Source organism: Microbacterium sp. NPDC060117 (assembly GCF_042729315.1).
Classification (GTDB): domain Bacteria; phylum Actinomycetota; class Actinomycetes; order Actinomycetales; family Microbacteriaceae; genus Microbacterium.
In genome coordinates this window covers 319409-335643 of the sequence record NZ_JBHWXR010000002.1, presented here as the reverse complement: position 1 = coordinate 335643, position 16235 = coordinate 319409, and the positions used below count along the sequence as shown (strand labels likewise).

The 16235-nt window shown below is 71.1% G+C and carries 19 protein-coding genes; 4 read left to right on the top strand and 15 right to left on the bottom strand.

The window, feature by feature from the left end; translation table 11 throughout:
* Positions 1-21: 21 nt before the first annotated feature.
* The 9 genes from ACFWCK_RS07700 to ACFWCK_RS07660 all read right to left on the bottom strand — a co-directional run bounded on the left by ACFWCK_RS07700 (position 22) and on the right by ACFWCK_RS07660 (position 7282).
* On the bottom strand, positions 22-924 hold the full coding sequence (locus ACFWCK_RS07700) for a tyrosine recombinase XerC (protein WP_378805314.1): 903 nt from the start codon (positions 922-924) through the stop codon (positions 22-24).
* Positions 925-998: 74 nt separating this feature from the next.
* Positions 999-2258, bottom strand: a complete 1260-nt coding sequence (gene dprA, locus ACFWCK_RS07695; protein WP_378805312.1) for a DNA-processing protein DprA — start codon at positions 2256-2258, stop codon at positions 999-1001.
* Entirely contained in the window at positions 2255-3784 is a 1530-nt protein-coding gene (locus ACFWCK_RS07690) for a YifB family Mg chelatase-like AAA ATPase (protein WP_378805311.1), read from the bottom strand. Before ACFWCK_RS07690 ends, dprA begins: the two co-directional genes overlap by 4 nt.
* Complete coding sequence (locus tag ACFWCK_RS07685; protein ID WP_374107786.1) at positions 3781-4143, bottom strand: YraN family protein; 363 nt, start codon at positions 4141-4143, stop codon at positions 3781-3783. Before ACFWCK_RS07685 ends, ACFWCK_RS07690 begins: the two co-directional genes overlap by 4 nt.
* A 146-nt stretch (positions 4144-4289) precedes the next feature.
* Positions 4290-4616: a DUF2469 family protein gene (locus tag ACFWCK_RS07680; protein WP_045273217.1), complete on the bottom strand. Its 327-nt coding sequence runs from the start codon at positions 4614-4616 to the stop codon at positions 4290-4292.
* A gap of 54 nt (positions 4617-4670) precedes the next feature.
* Positions 4671-5330, bottom strand: coding sequence for a ribonuclease HII (locus ACFWCK_RS07675; RefSeq protein WP_378805310.1), 660 nt, complete (start codon positions 5328-5330; stop codon positions 4671-4673).
* Positions 5311-6096 (bottom strand): signal peptidase I, encoded by a 786-nt coding sequence (gene lepB / locus ACFWCK_RS07670; protein ID WP_378805309.1) that lies wholly within the window; start codon positions 6094-6096, stop codon positions 5311-5313. The genes ACFWCK_RS07675 and lepB overlap by 20 nt, the downstream gene beginning before the upstream one ends.
* Positions 6097-6215: 119 nt before the next feature.
* Complete coding sequence (gene rplS / locus ACFWCK_RS07665) at positions 6216-6566, bottom strand: 50S ribosomal protein L19 (RefSeq protein WP_233309346.1); 351 nt, start codon at positions 6564-6566, stop codon at positions 6216-6218.
* A 188-nt stretch (positions 6567-6754) separates the two neighbouring features.
* Positions 6755-7282, bottom strand: coding sequence for an MFS transporter permease (locus ACFWCK_RS07660; RefSeq protein ID WP_378805307.1), 528 nt, complete (start codon positions 7280-7282; stop codon positions 6755-6757).
* Between the two features lie 102 nt (positions 7283-7384).
* Between ACFWCK_RS07660 and map the strand changes: the two genes are divergently transcribed.
* Complete coding sequence (map, locus tag ACFWCK_RS07655) at positions 7385-8167, top strand: type I methionyl aminopeptidase (RefSeq protein ID WP_233309543.1); 783 nt, start codon at positions 7385-7387, stop codon at positions 8165-8167.
* Between the two features lie 51 nt (positions 8168-8218).
* Here map and trmD read toward each other — a convergent pair whose 3' ends face one another.
* From trmD to rpsP, 4 genes are read right to left on the bottom strand one after another with little or no spacing between them, the layout of a single operon-like run.
* Positions 8219-8932 (bottom strand): tRNA (guanosine(37)-N1)-methyltransferase TrmD, encoded by a 714-nt coding sequence (gene trmD, locus ACFWCK_RS07650; protein WP_378805305.1) that lies wholly within the window; start codon positions 8930-8932, stop codon positions 8219-8221.
* Entirely contained in the window at positions 8922-9530 is a 609-nt protein-coding gene (gene rimM / locus ACFWCK_RS07645; RefSeq protein WP_378805304.1) for a ribosome maturation factor RimM, read from the bottom strand. The genes trmD and rimM overlap by 11 nt, the downstream gene beginning before the upstream one ends.
* Before the next feature lie 2 nt (positions 9531-9532).
* Positions 9533-9763, bottom strand: a complete 231-nt coding sequence (locus tag ACFWCK_RS07640) for an RNA-binding protein (protein WP_045273224.1) — start codon at positions 9761-9763, stop codon at positions 9533-9535.
* 6 nt (positions 9764-9769) lie between these two features.
* Positions 9770-10201: a 30S ribosomal protein S16 gene (gene rpsP, locus ACFWCK_RS07635; protein ID WP_233309342.1), complete on the bottom strand. Its 432-nt coding sequence runs from the start codon at positions 10199-10201 to the stop codon at positions 9770-9772.
* Positions 10202-10428: 227 nt separating this feature from the next.
* Between rpsP and ACFWCK_RS07630 the strand changes: the two genes are divergently transcribed.
* The 3 genes from ACFWCK_RS07630 to ACFWCK_RS07620 all read left to right on the top strand — a co-directional run bounded on the left by ACFWCK_RS07630 (position 10429) and on the right by ACFWCK_RS07620 (position 13615).
* Entirely contained in the window at positions 10429-11376 is a 948-nt protein-coding gene (locus ACFWCK_RS07630) for an ornithine cyclodeaminase family protein (protein WP_378805303.1), read from the top strand.
* Positions 11373-12365, top strand: coding sequence for a proline racemase family protein (locus ACFWCK_RS07625; RefSeq protein ID WP_378805302.1), 993 nt, complete (start codon positions 11373-11375; stop codon positions 12363-12365). The genes ACFWCK_RS07630 and ACFWCK_RS07625 overlap by 4 nt, the downstream gene beginning before the upstream one ends.
* Positions 12366-12430: 65 nt before the next feature.
* Positions 12431-13615: an amidohydrolase family protein gene (locus ACFWCK_RS07620; protein WP_378805301.1), complete on the top strand. Its 1185-nt coding sequence runs from the start codon at positions 12431-12433 to the stop codon at positions 13613-13615.
* A 123-nt stretch (positions 13616-13738) separates the two neighbouring features.
* Here the strand turns inward: ACFWCK_RS07620 and ACFWCK_RS07615 are convergent, their stop codons facing one another.
* Positions 13739-15217, bottom strand: a complete 1479-nt coding sequence (locus ACFWCK_RS07615) for an aldehyde dehydrogenase (NADP(+)) (protein ID WP_378805300.1) — start codon at positions 15215-15217, stop codon at positions 13739-13741.
* A 10-nt stretch (positions 15218-15227) separates the two neighbouring features.
* Complete coding sequence (locus ACFWCK_RS07610; RefSeq protein WP_378805299.1) at positions 15228-16229, bottom strand: proline racemase family protein; 1002 nt, start codon at positions 16227-16229, stop codon at positions 15228-15230.
* Positions 16230-16235 lie beyond the last annotated feature (6 nt).

The window sequence follows — 16235 nt, the reverse complement described above, 5'->3', positions numbered from 1 at the left end:
AGAGCCGTTCTCGACGCCCCGTCACGCCCGTGGATGCGCGAGCCGGTAACTCGCCGCGAGGCGCTCCGCCGAGACGTGCGTGTAGATCTGGGTGGTCCCCAGACTCGCGTGACCGAGGATCTCCTGCACCGCTCGCAGGTCTGCTCCCCCGTCGAGCAGGTGCGTGGCAGCGGAATGACGGAGCGCATGCGGTCCGACGGTCTCCGCACCGATGACCGGCGCGAGCACGCGGGCGACCAGCTCGTACACCGCGCGCGATCCCAGCGCTCCCCCGCGCGCGCCGCGGAACAGCGCGGGACCGGACTCCTCCGCACGAGCGACGAGCACGGGGCGGGCGCGGCGCAGGTACGAGGCGACCGCATCACGAGCCGGGGCGCCGAAGGGGACGACCCGCTCCCTGCCGCCCTTCCCGAGCACGCGAGCGGTGCCGCGGTCGAGGTCGATGTCGTCGACGGCGAGCCCGCACAACTCGGAGACGCGCATGCCCGACCCGTACAGCAGCTCCAGGATCGCGCTGTCCCGCAGTCGGACAGGATCCCCGTCGAGGGCGGCGTCGCGCGCCTCGTCGAGCAGGACGCGCATCGCGTCGGCCGACGCCACCGCCGGCAGCGTGCGTCCGCGCTTGGGCGTCACGAGGCGCAGCGCGGGGTCGTGCGGGACCAGCCCCGCCTCGGTGGCCCAGGCGAAGAACGAGCGCACCGCCGCCGTGCGACGCGCCAGCGTCGATCGCGCGTCGCCTCTTTGCGTGGCGCGCCACAGCCAGTCCCGCAGCGCCTCGAGATCCACGTCGCCGAGGGGAGCGTCCGCCGTCGCCGCCGCGAGGTCGGCGAGATCCGACCGGTACGCGCGCACCGTCGCAGGTGACAGCCGCCGCACCTGAGCGAGGTGCGTCGTGAACGCCGTGGCGGCTTCTGATACGCGCATGGCTCCAGCATGCGCTCCGCAGCCCGGCACCGACGGGAGCACGCGCGGGACCCATGATCTCTCGCTGCAGGACCTCACTGCACGATGCTGCGCCACCCCCGCTCGGAGCGGACCGCGCTGCCGTCCAGTTCCAGGATGCCGAGGAGCGCCTCGACTCGATCCGCGCTCAGTCCGCTGCGCTGCGCCAATTCGGCGATGCCGCGCGGCGTGCGCACGTTCAGGGCATCCGCGAGGCGCACCATGTCCGGATCCTCGGTGGTGATCATCGGCGGCGCAGCCGTGGCGACTCCGAGCAGCTCGCGCACGTCGGCGACAGAGGTGATGCAGCGCGCGTCGTAGTCCCGCAGCAGCCGGTGGCAGCCCGCCGACGCCGTCGACGTGATCGGCCCCGGGACGGCGCCGAGCGGTCTGCCGAGCGCGGCCGCATGCCCCGCCGTGTTCAACGACCCGCTGCGCTGTCCGGCCTCGACCACGACGGTCGCGGCCGAGAGCGCGCTGATCAGCCGGTTGCGCGCCAGGAATCGCCATCTGGTCGGCGCGACGCCGCAAGCCACCTCCGTCACCAGCGCACCGCTCGACACGATCCGCTCGAACAGCTGCGCATGCCCGCTCGGATAGGGCCGGTCCACCCCTCCCGCGAGCACCGCCACGGTCTCTCCTCCGGCACGAAGCGCCGCGCGGTGCGCCGTGCCGTCGATCCCGTACGCCCCTCCTGAGAAGATCACGCGCCCCTCGGCGGCGAGCTCCCCGGCCAGTTCTCCCGCGACGTGCTCGCCGTAGCTCGAGGACGCCCTGGCGCCGACGAGCGCGACGCCGTGGCTCGCCAGCACCGCCGCATCTCCGCGCAGCCACAGCGCGAGCGGAGCATGCGCGCCCAGGTCTGCAGCGCGCGACGGCCACTCCGCGTCAGACGGCAGCAGCAGGGTCGCACCGATGCGCGCAGCGGTGCGCAACGCGCCGAGATGCAGCAGAGGGTCGAGCCGGGGCGCCCAGCGGCGCCGCCCGTCCCGCAGCGCTCCCCGTGCGGGCCGAGCCTCGTCCTCCGCCCCGTCGTCGCCGTAGCCGTTCGCCATGACATCCAGCGCCTCCTCGGCTCCGAGCGCCGCCACGAGTGCGCCCGCGACGCCATCACCGGGCTCCGTGATGAGGCTCCAGATCAGGCTGTCCCGCACCGCGGGCAGTTCCGCATCGGGACGGACACGGGCGGCCGCCTCGCGGAAGCGCTCGTCCTCACGCACGGCGCGCAGCCGGGCCACGAGCTCCGCGGCACCGAGTGCGCGCCTCGCCCCGTCCGCCGCGTTCGCCGCCGTCGAGCCCCGTTCCGTCATGCTCATGCCGTCATCCCCTTCTTCAGGAACAGGGCGCGCCCCACATGGTCGAGCCCGGGAGCATCCGCCCCTGCCAGATCGGCCACCGACCATGCCAGCCGTAGAACCCTGTCGTATCCGCGCAGCGAGAGCGCCCCGCGCTGCAGCGCGCGGTCCAGGGGTGCACGCGCCTCGACCGGAAGCCGGAAGTCGCCCTGCCGCAACCATGTCCCCGGCACATGCGCGTTGAGCCGCCAGGGCGTGCCCTTCCAGCGCCGCGCCGCGCGGTGGCGGGCCTCCTCGACCCGCCCGCGTGCGTCGACCGTCGAGAGCGCGCCGCGCTCCTGCGTGCTGACCTGAGCGGCGGAGACGCGGGCGACCCGCACCTCGATGTCGAGCCGGTCCCGGATTGGACCGGAGAGTCGCGCCGCATAGCGCCGGATCGCGGAGGGCGGGCAGATGCACTCCTCACCGACCACGCCGAAGACCCCGCACGGACACGGGTTTGTGGCAAGCACGAGCTGGAACCGCGCGGGGAAGCGCGTGGTGAACTCCGCACGATGGATCTCGATCATGCCCGCCTCCAGCGGCTGCCGGAGTGCGTCCAGAACACCGCCCGGTGCCTCGGCCGCCTCGTCGAGGAAGAGCAGCCCACCGTGCGCGCGGGCGATCGCACCCGGCCGGGCCGCCCGGGATCCGCCCCCGATCATGGCCGCGACCGACGCGCTGTGATGAGGCGCCACGAACGGCGGGCGCCGGTCCAGCCGGGTCAGGTTCTCCCCCATCAAGGAGCGGATCGACGCCGCCTCGAGTGCCAGTTCCTCGTCGAGGTCGGGCAGGATCCCCGCGAGTCTGCGCGCGAGCATGGTCTTGCCGGCACCGGGCGGACCGGACAGGAGCAGATGGTGCCCTCCCGCCGCTGCGGCCACGAGGGCGGCGACCGCCTCGTCCTGCCCGATCACATCCGCCAGCTCCGGCGCGGGGCCGCTCGTCGCCGGAGTGACCGCGGCGAGCACCGGTTCCGGCTCACCGAGGTCTGCGAGGTCGGCGCCGTGCAGCAGCGCCACGTGAGCGAGGCTCACCGCAGCGTGCACGTCGAGGCCCGGCACCAGTCGCGCCTCCGCCTCGTTCGCCACGGGCACCACCGCCCGCTCGAAGCCGGCCTCCCTTGCCGCGTGCAGGGCCGGCAGCACGCCCGGAATCGGACGCAGCCGCCCGTCCAGTCCGAGTTCGCCGAGGTGCACGGTGCGGGCGAGGGAGACCTCGTCGAGCGCCCCGGTCGTACCGAACGCCGCGATCGCGATAGCGAGGTCGAACGCCGAGCCGTGTTTGGGCAGGCTCGCAGGCGACAGGTTCACCGTGAGTTTGCGCCGCGGCAGGTCGAGACCGCTGTTGCGGCAGGCGTTGTGCACGCGGCGCACGGCCTCGCCGAGCGCGCGATCCGCCAGCCCGATGAGATCGAACCCGGGGGTCTGCTGGGAGAGGTCGGCCTCGACGTCGACCATGTGGCCGTTCAGCCCGGTCAGGGCCACCGCCCAGGTGCGCGCGGTCATCGCAGGTCCTGCAGGTGCTCGAGGGATCCGATCGCCGGGTCCGCGCCCACGATCCCGATGGCCTCGAGCCGCAGCGCCCGCCCCCTGCTCGCCATCGGGTGCTCCCGCACCCACACGTGCACGAGCCGCCACAGTCGCTGTCGTTTGCGCTCGTCGATCGCCTCGAACGGGTGGCCGTAGTCGAGGGTGCGCCGGGTCTTCACCTCGACGAACGCCAACGCGTCGCCGCGCTGCGCGACGATGTCGAGCTCGCCCTGATCGCACCGCCAGTTGCGGTCGATGATCCGGTATCCGAGTCGGGTCAGGTGCGCGGCGGCGCGGTCCTCCCCCGCGCGTCCGAGATCGTCCTTGGCTGCCATGACCGACAGCCTGGTCGCCGCCATGCAGGCGTGGAGCGCCGTCCGCGCAACCCGTGCGCAATCGGCGGGATCATCCGCCTGGGGAGGACGATCACGCCCGGAGCGGCAGGCGCGTCAGACGCGACCGCGCGGCGCCATCGCTCGCATCACTCCCCGTCGAGCGAGAGCTCCTGCGGCAGCTCGAACTCGCGGCGCGACAGCTCCTCGACATTCACGTCCTTGAACGTGAGGACGCGCACGGACTTCACGAAGCGGTCGGCGCGATAGATGTCCCACACCCAGACGTCGTTCATGGACACTTCGAAGTAGAAGTCGTGCTCGGTGTCCCGGCGCACGACGTTGACCTCGTTGGCGAGATAGAAGCGGCGCTCGGTCTCGACCACGTACTGGAACTGCAGGACCACGTCGCGGTACTCGCGGTACAGAGCGAGTTCGAGCTCACGGTCGTAGTCGTCGAAGGCGTCGTCATCCATGATCCCCCCATCCTACGAGAGCCGGATCCGCGAGGCCGCATCCTCGCGCCGCGGTCAGAACAGAGTGGGCGCGTCGGCGATCGCCCAGGATGAGCGGTGGTGGCGGGTCAGACCGCGCAGGCGGATCGCCTCGCGGTGCTCGATGCTGGCGTAGCCCTTGTTCCGCTCCCACTGGTAGTCGGGGAACTCCGGGGCGAGGTCGACCATGAGAGCGTCACGGGCCACCTTGGCCAGCACCGAGGCGGCAGCCACGGAGGCGCAGTCCCGGTCGGCCTTGATGATCGAACGCACGGTCAGGCGGCCGGGGTGCACCGCCGAGACGTAGTCGTGGTTGCCGTCGAGGATCACCAGCGCCGATGACGCCTCCCACGCGTCTCCGCAGGCGGCGATGATCGCACGGGATGCGGCGAGTCCCAGCGCGCGCATGATGCCGACCTCGTCGATCTCCGCGCTCGAGGCCCAGCCCACGGCGCTCGCCGGCGCCCATGCACCGGCGCGCTCGGCGACCTCGGGCCGGCGTCTCTCCGGCACGAGCTTCGAGTCCCGCAGCCCCTGTGGCACGCGTCGACGTGCAGCCGCGGCATCGACGACCGTCGCGCCCACGGCCACGGGTCCCGCCAGCGCGCCCCGCCCCACCTCGTCCAGGGCGATCAGATGCGGGTGCTCTCGCAGCAGTCGCCGTTCGAGGACGAGGCTAGGCTCGACGACCGCCACGACGGCGCCCCTGCTGCTTCGGAGTGGACACCCCGTTGAACACGGCGTAGTGGCCGTCGATGAGGCCGAATCGGTCGAACGGCCAGGTGGTCAGGAAGGCACGCCCGACGATGTTCCCCATCGGCACGAACCCGCCTCCGGGCTGATCCTGGTGATAGCGGGAGTCCTCGGAACGGGTGCGGTTGTCACCGAGCACCCAGACGGCGCCCTTGGGCACCGTGACATCGAACGGGATGCTGGAGGCACGCGCGTCGCCCACGCCCGGCTTGAGATACGACGACTCATCGATCGGGGCGCCGTTGACGGTGATCTGGCCCAGCGAGTTGCAGCACACGACATGGTCGCCGGGCAGACCGATGAGGCGCTTGACGAGATGGTCGTCCGAGTCGGGGGCGGCGACCCCGATCAGGGTGAGGAACCACTCCCCTGCCTCGAACAGCGGGGATCGCGGCGGCTGCGGCGGCGCCGGCGGCAGCCAGCCACCCGGATCCTTGAAGACCACGACGTCGCCGCGGTGATAGCCGTTCCAGTGCGGGGTGATCTCATCGACGAGGATCCGGTCCTTGATGAGCAGCGTGTTCTCCATCGAACCGGAGGGGATGTAGAAACTGCGCACGACGAAGGTCTTCACGAGGAAGGAGACCAGCACCGCGATGAGCAGGATGACGACGACGTCGCGGAGGAAGATCACCCAGCCGCGTCGTCGCGGTGCCGTCTGCTCCCGCACCGCGTCGGCGGTTCCGGCCGCCGCGATCTCTTCCGTCATGCGCCATCCTTCACAGACCTCGGCCGTCGGCTGACGGCGCCTTCCAGCTTCTCATGTCCGGAGACGAACAAGCGCCCCGAGAACCGTGTCTCGGGGCGCTTGTTCGAAAGCGGATCGGGTCAGCGCGCGTCGCGCTTCTCCTTGATCTTCGCCTTCTTGCCGCGCAGGTTGCGGAGGTAGTACAGCTTGGCGCGGCGCACGTCACCGCGGGTGACGACCTCGATGTGGTCGATCACCGGGGAGTGCACCGGGAAGGTGCGCTCGACGCCCACCTGGAAGCTGATCTTGCGGACCGTGAAGGTCTCGCGCACGCCGTCGCCCGAGCGGCCGATGACGACGCCCTGGAAGACCTGGATACGGGAGCGGCTGCCCTCGATGATGTTGACGTGCACCTTGACGGTGTCGCCGGGGAAGAACTCGGGGATGTCGGAGCGGAGCGAAGCCGCATCGACGACGTCGAGGATCTGCATGATCGTCTCTCTCTGCACTCGCCTCAGGTCGCATGCATGTAGGAAGGGATGAAGGTGTGGTGTGTGCCGAACGGAGCGCTAGGCGTCCGCGGGCTCCCCTGAGGCAGAACCGGGTCACGGCACAAGGAACCATTCTGCCATGGATCCGGATCCGCACCAAAACGGGATCCGATGCCGCAGCGGTGGGCTCAGTGCTCGGAACGACCGTCCCCGGGGCGACCCGTCTCGCTGATGACGATGACCTCGGCGTGCTGCCGCGTCCGTTCCCGGACGGCGTCGCTCTGATCGCCGTATGTGGTGGCGTGCATCGCGTCGCCGTCGACGACGAAGCCCGCCCTGCCGCGCTCCGCCACGTCCTTCCAGAGCTGCCGGAGAGTCGACCAGAACAGGCCGAGGAACGCGACGATCGTGCCGGTGAGGAGCCAGCCGAACGCGTCCTTCGGGAAGAAGCCGAGGGCGATCGTGAGGGCGTGCCAGACAGCGAACCCCACGACGTCGCGCCAGGAGACCGCGCGCTCCTCGCGGACGGTCGGACGTGCGCGCACGAGCAGCCCCAGCGCGACCTCCCCGACCAGCACGGAGGGCAGCGCGACGAACAGCACCCAGAGGAAGGCCCATCCGCCGGCCTGGAACACGCCCCAGCCGATGAACAGCCACAGCGGCAGCACCAGGGCGGCCGGGAACAGCCAGGAGTAGAAAGCGCGCCGGATCCACATACCGCGATGCTACGTCGGCGGCACCGGCCGGGATCCGCACGTTCGCTGTGAGCGTCGCCTGTGGAGCAGTAGGAGAGAATGGACACGACGAGAGGACTGGGAATGATCGAACTGCGCACCCCCGCCGAGATCGAGGAGATGCGGGCGGCCGGACGCTTCGTGGCGGAGACGCTGGCGACGCTGCGCGCCGAGACCAAGGTGGGCACGAACCTGCTCTCGATCGACCGGCGCGCGCACGACATGATCCGCAAGGCCGGCGCCGAGTCCTGCTACATCGACTACCACCCCTCCTTCGGCGCGAGCCCGTTCGGGAAGGTCATCTGCACGTCGGTGAACGACGCGGTGCTGCATGGACTCCCGCACGACTACACGCTGCGCGACGGCGACCTCGTCTCCCTCGATTTCGCGGTCTCCGTCGACGGCTGGGTCGCGGACTCCGCCGTGTCGTTCGTGGTGGGCACCCCGCGCGATGAGGATCTGCGTCTCATCGACACCACCGAGCGCGCTCTGGATGCGGCGATCGCGGCGGCCCTGGTCGGCAACCGCATCGGCGACATCTCGGCCTCGATCGCCGCCGTCGCGCATGGCGAGGGCTACTCGATCAACACCGACTTCGGCGGGCACGGCGTCGGGCGCATCATGCACGGCGATCCGCACGTGCCCAACGACGGCCGCCCTGGACGCGGGTTCCCGCTGCGCGCGGGCCTCGTGATGGCCCTGGAGCCCTGGTTCCTCGCGACCACGGACGAGCTCATCACCGACCCGGACGGCTGGACGCTGCGCAGCGTCGACGGCTCCCGCGGTTCGCACTCGGAGCACACGGTCGCGATCACCGAGGACGGTCCGATCGTCCTCACCGACCGCACCTTCCTCGGCGTCGACTGATCCCGGCCGGGCGTCGTCCACGCCGACCGCATACGGCGATCGGGGCGGCGCTCAGCCCTCGTCGTCGGGGAGCAGGTCGGGGCGGCGGCGGCGGGTGCGCTCGATCTGCTGCTCGCGCCGCCAGGCCGCGATCGCACCGTGGTTGCCGCTCAGGAGGATCGGCGGCACCTCGCGGTCGCGCCAGACGGACGGCTTCGTGTACGACGGGTACTCGAGCAGGCCGTCCTCGTGCGACTCCTCGACGAGGCTCTCGGGATTGCCGACGACGCCGGGGATGAGCCGGCCGATCGCTTCGACCATCGCCATGACGGCGACCTCTCCCCCGTTGAGCACGTAGTCGCCCAGACTGATCAGCCGCACCTCGCCGAGCCCCGCGGCCTCTTCGAACACGCGCTCGTCGATGCCCTCGTAGCGCCCGCAGCCGAAGATCAGGTGCTCGCGGTCCGCGAGCTCGCGGGCCGTCGACTGATGGAACACCTCGCCGGCCGGAGAGGGGAAGATGATGGTGGGGCGCCCTTCGGCGGCGTCCGCAGAGCGCGCCGCCGAGAGCTGATCGAGGGCGAGCCCCCACGGCTCCGGTTTCATAACCATGCCTGCGCCGCCGCCGTACGGCGTGTCATCGACGGTGCGATGCCGGTCGCTGGTCCAGTCGCGCAGATCGTGGACGTTCAGATCCAGGATCCCGGCGCCCTGCGCCCTGCCGAGCAGGGAGAGGGTCAGCCCGTCGAAGTACGACGGGAAGATCGAGACGACGTCAATCCGCACCGGGCGCGTCCTGCTCGGAGGCGTCCGCAGGTGCGTCGTCCTCGACGAGCTCCTCGAAGAGGCCGGCCGGAGGCGTGACGATGATCCGACCCGCGCCGATGTCCACGGTCGGCACGATCGCCGAGACGAACGGGACCATGATCTCGCCGGTCCCCGATGCGGGCCGGACGATGAGCAGATCCTGCGCGGGCAGGTGATCCACGCGGATCACGCGCCCGACGACGACATCATCGCGGACGACGTCCAGCCCGGTGAGCTGATGGTCGTACCAGGCGTCGTCCTCGGGCTCCTCGGTCTCGTCCTGATCGATCCAGAGGATCGCCTTGACCAGGCCCTCGGCCGCGGTGCGATCGTCGACGCCCTCGAAGAACACGACGGAGCTGCCGTTCATCACCCGGTGCTCACGGACGGTGATGGACTTGCCGTGCCACGGAGATGCCTCGGGCACCTGCAACGTGAACTCGGCGCCGGGCACGAAGCGGCCGGCCGGATCGTCGGTGTACAGCTCCAGCTTGAGCGCGCCCTTGAGTCCGTGCGCCTTGACGAGGCGCCCCACGCGCAGCTGGTTGCGGCCTGACGGGCGGTCTGCGGTGGCCACGCTCAGTCGTCCGCGACGTCGACGCGAACGCGACGTCCGTCCGCGAGTGCGGTGATCAGCGTCCGCAGGGCCTTGGCGGTGCGGCCGCCGCGCCCGATCACGCGACCCCTGTCGTCGGGGTGCACATGCACCTCGAGGACGTCGCCGCGGGGCGACGAGGTGGCGGTGATGGTGACATCCTCCGGGTGATCGACGATCCCCGAGACGATGTGCTCGAGCGCGGCAGCCAGCACGACGGATTACTCCGCGTCGGCCGCAGCGTCCGCTGCGTCCTCGGCGGGGGTCTCGACGGGAGCCTCCTCGGCGGGAGTCTCCTTCTTCTCGACCTTGGGCTTGATGACCGACTTCTTGGAGGAGTCGGCCTCGAAGGCGACCTTCTCGCCGGCGACCTTGAGGGTGGACTTCGCGTCCTTGTCGCCCTTGAAGATGCCCCAGTCGCCCGTGATCTTGAGGATGGCGGCGACCTGCTCGGTCGGCTGCGCGCCGACGGACAGCCAGTACTGCGCCCGCTCGGAGTCGACCTCGATGAACGAGGGCTCCTCGGTGGGGTGGTACTTGCCGATCTCCTCGATCACGCGACCATCGCGCTTGGTGCGCGAGTCGGCGACGACGATGCGGTAGTAGGGCGCACGGATCTTGCCCAGGCGCTTGAGACGGATCTTGACAGCCACGATTCTCCTGAATGGTGTGGAAGGAAGACGAACTGATCACCAGAAGCGTGGGGTGCACACCCGGTGGAAGCTCTAAGGGTGGATCACGGCCGGATAGAGGGTCGAGCGGCGATCCAGCTGTCCATTCTGCCAGATCCCCGGCGCTGAGGCGAAACGACGCGGATCCGTGTCGCCCTGACCGTCCAGCGATCTGTACTGCATGACATATTACCTAATAGGATGGCAGCATGTCCGATGTCATCGCCGACCTCGTCCTCGTCGACGCCCCGTCCCTCTCCGCCCGCGTGGACATGCCCACGGCGATCCGTGCGATCGGCGACGTGCTGCGCGGCGGGTTCGACCCCGAAGAGGACCTCCCCCGCACCATCCTGGACGTTCCGCACGGCCAGCTCCTGCTCATGCCGGCGGCGATCGACGGCATGGTCGGACAGAAGCTCGCCTCGGTCGCCCCGGAGAACCCGGCCCGCGGCCTGGAGCGCATTCAGGGCGTCTACGTGGTGCTGGACGGAGCGACGCTCGCTCCGATCGCGGTCATGGACGGCACGGCCCTCACCTCGCTGCGCACACCGGCCGTGAGCGCCGCTGTCGTCGATGTCGTCGCGGGGGCGCACGCGGGCGACCTCGTCATCTTCGGGACCGGCCCTCAGGCGGTGCGGCATGTGCAGGCGATCGGCGCGGTTCGCGCGCTGCGGTCCGTGCGCATGATCGGGCGCGACCCGCAACGCACCGCTGCCGCCGTCGCCGAGGCGCGCACCCTGGTGCCGACCGCAGACATCGCGGCCGGAGGACGCGGTGACCTCGCGGGCGCCGACCTGATCGTCTGCGCCACGACGGCGGCGGATCCGCTCCTGTCCGCGGACGCGGTCCGTGACGACGCGACCGTCGTCGCGATCGGCTCGCACGAGCCGGCGAAGGCCGAACTGCCGGCAGAGCTCCTCGGCCGCGCCCAGGTCATCGTGGAGAGCCGTCGCGTCGCCGCGACCGAGGCCGGGGATGTCATTCGGGCGGTCGCCGCCGGTGCGGTGCGCTCGGAGGACCTCGTCACGATGCACGAGCTGTTCCGCGGGGCGATCGCCCCCGCGTCCGATCGACCGCGGGTCATCAAGACGTGCGGCATGGGCTGGCAGGATCTCGCGGTGGCCGCGCTGGCCGTCCGCCGCGGAGAGGGGCGATGATGACTCAGGTGTGGACGACCGAGGACTGGCACACGGCAGGCGAGCCGTTCCGCATCGTGGCGGGCGTGCCCACGCACGGCGCGACCGTCGCCGAGCGCCGCGTCGAGGCGATCGGTGGCGAGGCGGACGCGGTACGACGATTCCTCTGCCTCGAGCCGCGCGGCCACGACGACATGTACGGCGGATTCGTCACCGAACCGGACGACGACGGCGCCGATTTCGGCGTGCTGTTCTGGCACAAGGACGGCTTCTCGACCGCCTGCGGTCACGGCACCATCGCGCTCGGCGCGTGGGCCGTGCGCATGGGCGTGGTCCCGTCCGACCCGGACGGCGAGACCACGGTCACGATCGACGTGCCGAGTGGCCGCGTGCAGGCCCGCGTCCGCCAGGAGGCCGGCCGGATCACCGAGGTCGTGTTCCGCAACGTCGAGTCACGGGTGCTCGCGCGCGGCATCCCCCTCGCGACGTCGCGCGGGTTCGTCGACGTCGACCTGATCTTCGGCGGGGCCGTGTACGCGACGCTGCCGGCCTCCGCGATCGGCCTCTCGGTGCTCGCTGAGCACACCGCGGACCTCATCCGCATCGGGCGCGAGATCAAGTGGGCGCTGAACGACCATCCCGCCGCCCAGCTCGCCGACCCGCGCCTGAGCGGCGTCTACGGCACGATCCTGTTCGACGACCTCGGACGCACCGAGCGCGGGCCGTGGCAGCGCAACGTCACCGTGTTCGCCGACGGCGAGGTGGATCGCAGCCCGTGCGGATCCGGCACGGCCGCCCGCGTCGCGCTGCTGGCCACGACGGGCGAGCTGGCCGACGGCGAGGAGCTCACCCACGACTCCATCATCGGCACGCGCTTCCACGCCACCGTTGCCGTTCGCACCGCGGACGGCGTGATCCCCGAGGTGCGCGGACTCGCGCACCGGGTCGGATCCTGCAGCTTCGAGCTCGACGATTCGGACCCGCTGCCCGAAGGATTCAGCCTGCGCTGAGCGTCCCGCGGCCTCGCCCCTCTCCCCGCGAACCACCCCCGACACCACTCACCAAGGAGCAGTCCATGCGCACCGGATCCGTCAGCATCCTCGGAGCAGCCGTCTGGAACGGCGAACAGTTCGTCGACCGCGATCTGCACATCGTGGACGGCGCTGTGTCAGAACGCGGAGAGGCAGGGGCCGCGACGATCGACGGGCGCGGACGATGGCTCATCCCCGGCCTCATCGATGCGCACTTCCACGCCTATGCGACGAGCCAGGACGGCTTCGAGGACGAGCGGGGGCCGCTCAGTTTTGCCGCCATCAACGGCACCCGGCGACTGCACGCCGCGCTGCGACGCGGCTTCACGACCGTCCGCGATGTCGCCGGCGGCGACATCGGACTGGCCCGTGCGATCGACGCCGACCTGTTCTCCTCTCCGCGCTACCTGTTCACCGGCCCCGCCCTGAGCCAGACCGGCGGGCACGGGGATCCGCGTTCCGCGCATATCGACCTCTGCTTCGCGCACGGGCACCTCAGCGAGATCGTCGACGGCGTGGATCCCCTCCGTGTCGCCGTGCGCAATCGCCTGCGCACGGGTGCGCACGCGATCAAGGTGATGGCCTCCGGCGGCGTCTTCTCCCTCACGGACCCGATCCGCGTTCCGCAGTACTCCGCCGACGAGCTTCGTGCGGTCGTCGACGAGGCGACGAGGCGCGGATCGTACGTCGCCGCGCACGCGTACTCCTCCGAGGCTGTGCAGCACGCGATCGACAACGGCGTGCGCTCGATCGAGCACGGCAACCTCATCGATGCCGCGACCGCCGCGAACATGGCCGCCGCCGGCGCCTACCTCGTGCCCACGCTCGCCGCCTACGACGCGATGGATCGGCGCGGCGCGGGGATCGGTCTGAACGCCGTCTCGCTCGCGAAGAACGCCGAGGTGCTCTCCCACGGGCAGGAGGCGGTGCGGCTCGCGCACGCGGCGGGCGTGCGCGTCGGCTTCGGCACGGATCTCATGGGCGAGCTCGAGGACGACCAGCTCTGCGGCGTGCGCCTGCAGATCGAGGCCGCCGGCGCCGCGGAGACGCTGCGCTCGATGACCACGGTCAACGCCGCTCTCATCCGCGACCCGCGCGCGGGCCACCTGGACGCCGGCGCGTACGGCGATGCCGTGCTGCTCTCGGCGGACCCGCTCACGGAGCCCTCGGCACTCTGGGAACAGGACGCCCGCACCCTCGTGATCCGCGGCGGGATCGCCGTCGACTGAGCCGGATCCGGGTCGTCGTGCGGGGACGGCCACGGCGACCGACGCGAAACGTGGTCATCCGAGAGGATGACCACGTTTCGTCCGTCTCCGGTTCCCCGGTGCTCGCTCAGCGCCCCCGCGCGGTCAGTGCGCGAACGCGCCCCACTGCGTCGAGCCACCGGCCTCGCTGCGTCGCTGCGGGACTCCCCACGGGTTGTCATCGCGCAACGGCGCCGGGAGCAGCTCCTGAGGCGCGTTCTGGTAGGCGACGCCGCGCAGGAACCGGGTGATGCCCGCGGTCCCGACGCTCGTGGCGTCGGTCGTGGTCGCCGGGTACGGACCGCCGTGCTGCATCGCGGGAGTCACGGACACCCCGGTGGGCCAGCCTCCGAAGAGCACCCGCCCGCTCGTGGCGGCGAGAGCGCCGACCAGGTCGTCGAGGGATCCGTCGGCGAACTCCTCGGGGCGCGCGTGCAGCGTCGAGGTGAGGTTCCCGGGGAAGAGTTCCTCGTGCACGGCGGGCAGTTCCGCGGCGTCGGTGTAGCGGACGATGACCGACAGCGGACCGAACGACTCCTCGAGCAGCTCCTCCCGGTGCGCACGCAGCGTGTCCAGATCCACGGCGACGACGGTCGGGGTGGCGAAGCGCTGCCCGTCCTCGTCCTCGCGGATCTCCCCCGCGGCCAGCACGTCGGAACCCTGCGCCGAGAGCACGGCCGTCCGCCGGCCCTCGAACGCACGCCCGATCCCGGGGTTCAGCAGGCGGTGCTCCGGCACGCCGCCGACCGCCGGCGCGACAGAGGACAGGTCGGCCCCGGACGGCACGAACAGGAACCCGGGCTTGGTGCACAGCTGGCCGGCGGATCCGGCCACGGAGGCGACGAACCCCTGCAGCAGCTCGGCATCGACGTAGGTCGCGTACACGGGATTGACGCTGCCCAGCTCGCCGTAGAACGGGATCGGGCGGGGCCGGGCGGCGGCGATGTCCGCGAGCAGGCGACCGACGTGCGTGGAACCGGTGAAGGCTCCCGCGCGGATCCGCTCGTCCTTCAGCAGGTCGACGCCGTTCTGCTGCCCCTCGATGAGCTGGAACACACCGGCCGGCATTCCGGCGCCTTCGAGCGCTTCCGCCACGATGGCCGCGGTGCGGCGAGACAGCTCGGGATGCCCCGAGTGCGCCTTGACCACGACCGGGCAGCCGGCGGCGAGGGCCGCGGCGGAGTCGCCGCCGGCCACGGAGAACGCGAACGGGAAGTTCGATGCGGCGAAGTTCAGCACGGGTCCGACCGGCTCCAGCACGCGGCGCACGTCCGGACGCGGGCCGATCACGTACTCGGGATCGGCGGCGTCGATCCGGGCGTCGAGGTAGGCACCGTCGACGATCGTGTCGGCGAACAGTCGCAGCTGCCAGGAGGTGCGCTTCACCTCGCCGGTGAGCCGCGCCTCGGTGAGACCCGTCTCCCGCATCGCGATCGCGATGAGCTCACCCGCGTGGGCGTCGAGGGAGTCGGCGACCGCGACGAGCGCCGCGCCGCGGTCCGCCGGAGAGCTGGCCGCGAAGGCACGAGCGGCGGATGCCGCCCGTGCGGCGACATCGGACACGGCGGTGATGGAGTCGTTCATGCATCTCCTCCTAGAAGACGAAGCCCTCGGGGAACGGGTCGTCCCCGTCGAGGATGTACTGGCCGAGCCCGGTCACCCAGGCCCGACCCGTGATCGTGGGGACGACGGCGGGCCGCTCCCCCACACGGGTCTCGCCGACGAGGCGACCGATGAACTCCGTGCCGATGAACGACTCGTTCACGAACGGGGTGTCCAGCGCGAGTTCGCCGCGGGCGTGCAGCTCGGCCATGCGGGCACTCGTTCCGGTGCCGCAGGGCGACCGGTCGAACCAGCCGGGGTGAATGGCCATCGCGTGCCGTGAGCGGACGGCATCGGATCCCGGCGCGATGAACTCCACATGATGGACGTGGTTCGCGCCCTCGAGCACGGGGTGCACGGGCGGCGCCTGCGTGTTGATCGCCTCCATGATCTGGAGGCCGGCGCGGACGATGTCGTCCTGGCGGGCACGGTCGAACGGGAGTCCGACCTCCTCCAGATCGACCAGCGCGTAGTAGTTGCCCCCGAACGCGACGGAGTAGGTGATCTCGCCGATTCCCGGAACCTGGATCCTCTCGTCGAGACGGTCCACGAAGCTCGGGACGTTCTCGATCGTGACGTTCACGGCACGCCCGTCCTCGACGGCGACCCGTGCGATCACGAGTCCTGCCGGGACGTCCAGACGGATCTCCGTGACCGGCTCGGTCACCTCGACCATGCCTGTCTCGACGAGCACCGTCGCCACCCCGATCGTGCCGTGCCCGCACATGGGCAGGAAGCCGGAGGCCTCGATGAACACGACCCCCCAGTCCGCGTCGTCCCGCGCGGGGGGCTGCAGCAGCGCACCCGACATCGATGCGTGCCCGCGCGGCTCGTTCATCAGGAACCCGCGTAGACCGTCGAGATGCTCCATCGCATAGAGGCGACGGTCGTTCATGGTGGCGCCGGGGATCCTCCCCACGCCGCCGGTGACGACGCGGGTCGGCATGCCCTCGGTATGGGAATCGACCGCCTGGATCACCCGACGAGCTCGCATCAGCGC

What these genes read in the sequence shown, in the direction of transcription:
- ACFWCK_RS07700 (WP_378805314.1), bottom strand. Translation starts at nt 924, where the DNA reads ATGCGCGTATCAGAAGCCGCCACGGCGTTCACGACGCACCTCGCTCAG.
- dprA (WP_378805312.1), bottom strand. Translation starts at nt 2,258, where the DNA reads ATGAGCATGACGGAACGGGGCTCGACGGCGGCGAACGCGGCGGACGGG.
- ACFWCK_RS07690 (WP_378805311.1), bottom strand. Translation starts at nt 3,784, where the DNA reads ATGACCGCGCGCACCTGGGCGGTGGCCCTGACCGGGCTGAACGGCCAC.
- ACFWCK_RS07685 (WP_374107786.1), bottom strand. Translation starts at nt 4,143, where the DNA reads ATGGCAGCCAAGGACGATCTCGGACGCGCGGGGGAGGACCGCGCCGCC.
- ACFWCK_RS07680 (WP_045273217.1), bottom strand. Translation starts at nt 4,616, where the DNA reads ATGGATGACGACGCCTTCGACGACTACGACCGTGAGCTCGAACTCGCT.
- lepB (WP_378805309.1), bottom strand. Translation starts at nt 6,096, where the DNA reads ATGACGGAAGAGATCGCGGCGGCCGGAACCGCCGACGCGGTGCGGGAG.
- rplS (WP_233309346.1), bottom strand. Translation starts at nt 6,566, where the DNA reads ATGCAGATCCTCGACGTCGTCGATGCGGCTTCGCTCCGCTCCGACATC.
- ACFWCK_RS07660 (WP_378805307.1), bottom strand. Translation starts at nt 7,282, where the DNA reads ATGTGGATCCGGCGCGCTTTCTACTCCTGGCTGTTCCCGGCCGCCCTG.
- map (WP_233309543.1), top strand. Translation starts at nt 7,385, where the DNA reads ATGATCGAACTGCGCACCCCCGCCGAGATCGAGGAGATGCGGGCGGCC.
- ACFWCK_RS07630 (WP_378805303.1), top strand. Translation starts at nt 10,429, where the DNA reads ATGTCCGATGTCATCGCCGACCTCGTCCTCGTCGACGCCCCGTCCCTC.
- ACFWCK_RS07625 (WP_378805302.1), top strand. Translation starts at nt 11,373, where the DNA reads ATGATGACTCAGGTGTGGACGACCGAGGACTGGCACACGGCAGGCGAG.
- ACFWCK_RS07620 (WP_378805301.1), top strand. Translation starts at nt 12,431, where the DNA reads ATGCGCACCGGATCCGTCAGCATCCTCGGAGCAGCCGTCTGGAACGGC.
- ACFWCK_RS07615 (WP_378805300.1), bottom strand. Translation starts at nt 15,217, where the DNA reads ATGAACGACTCCATCACCGCCGTGTCCGATGTCGCCGCACGGGCGGCA.
- ACFWCK_RS07610 (WP_378805299.1), bottom strand. Translation starts at nt 16,229, where the DNA reads ATGCGAGCTCGTCGGGTGATCCAGGCGGTCGATTCCCATACCGAGGGC.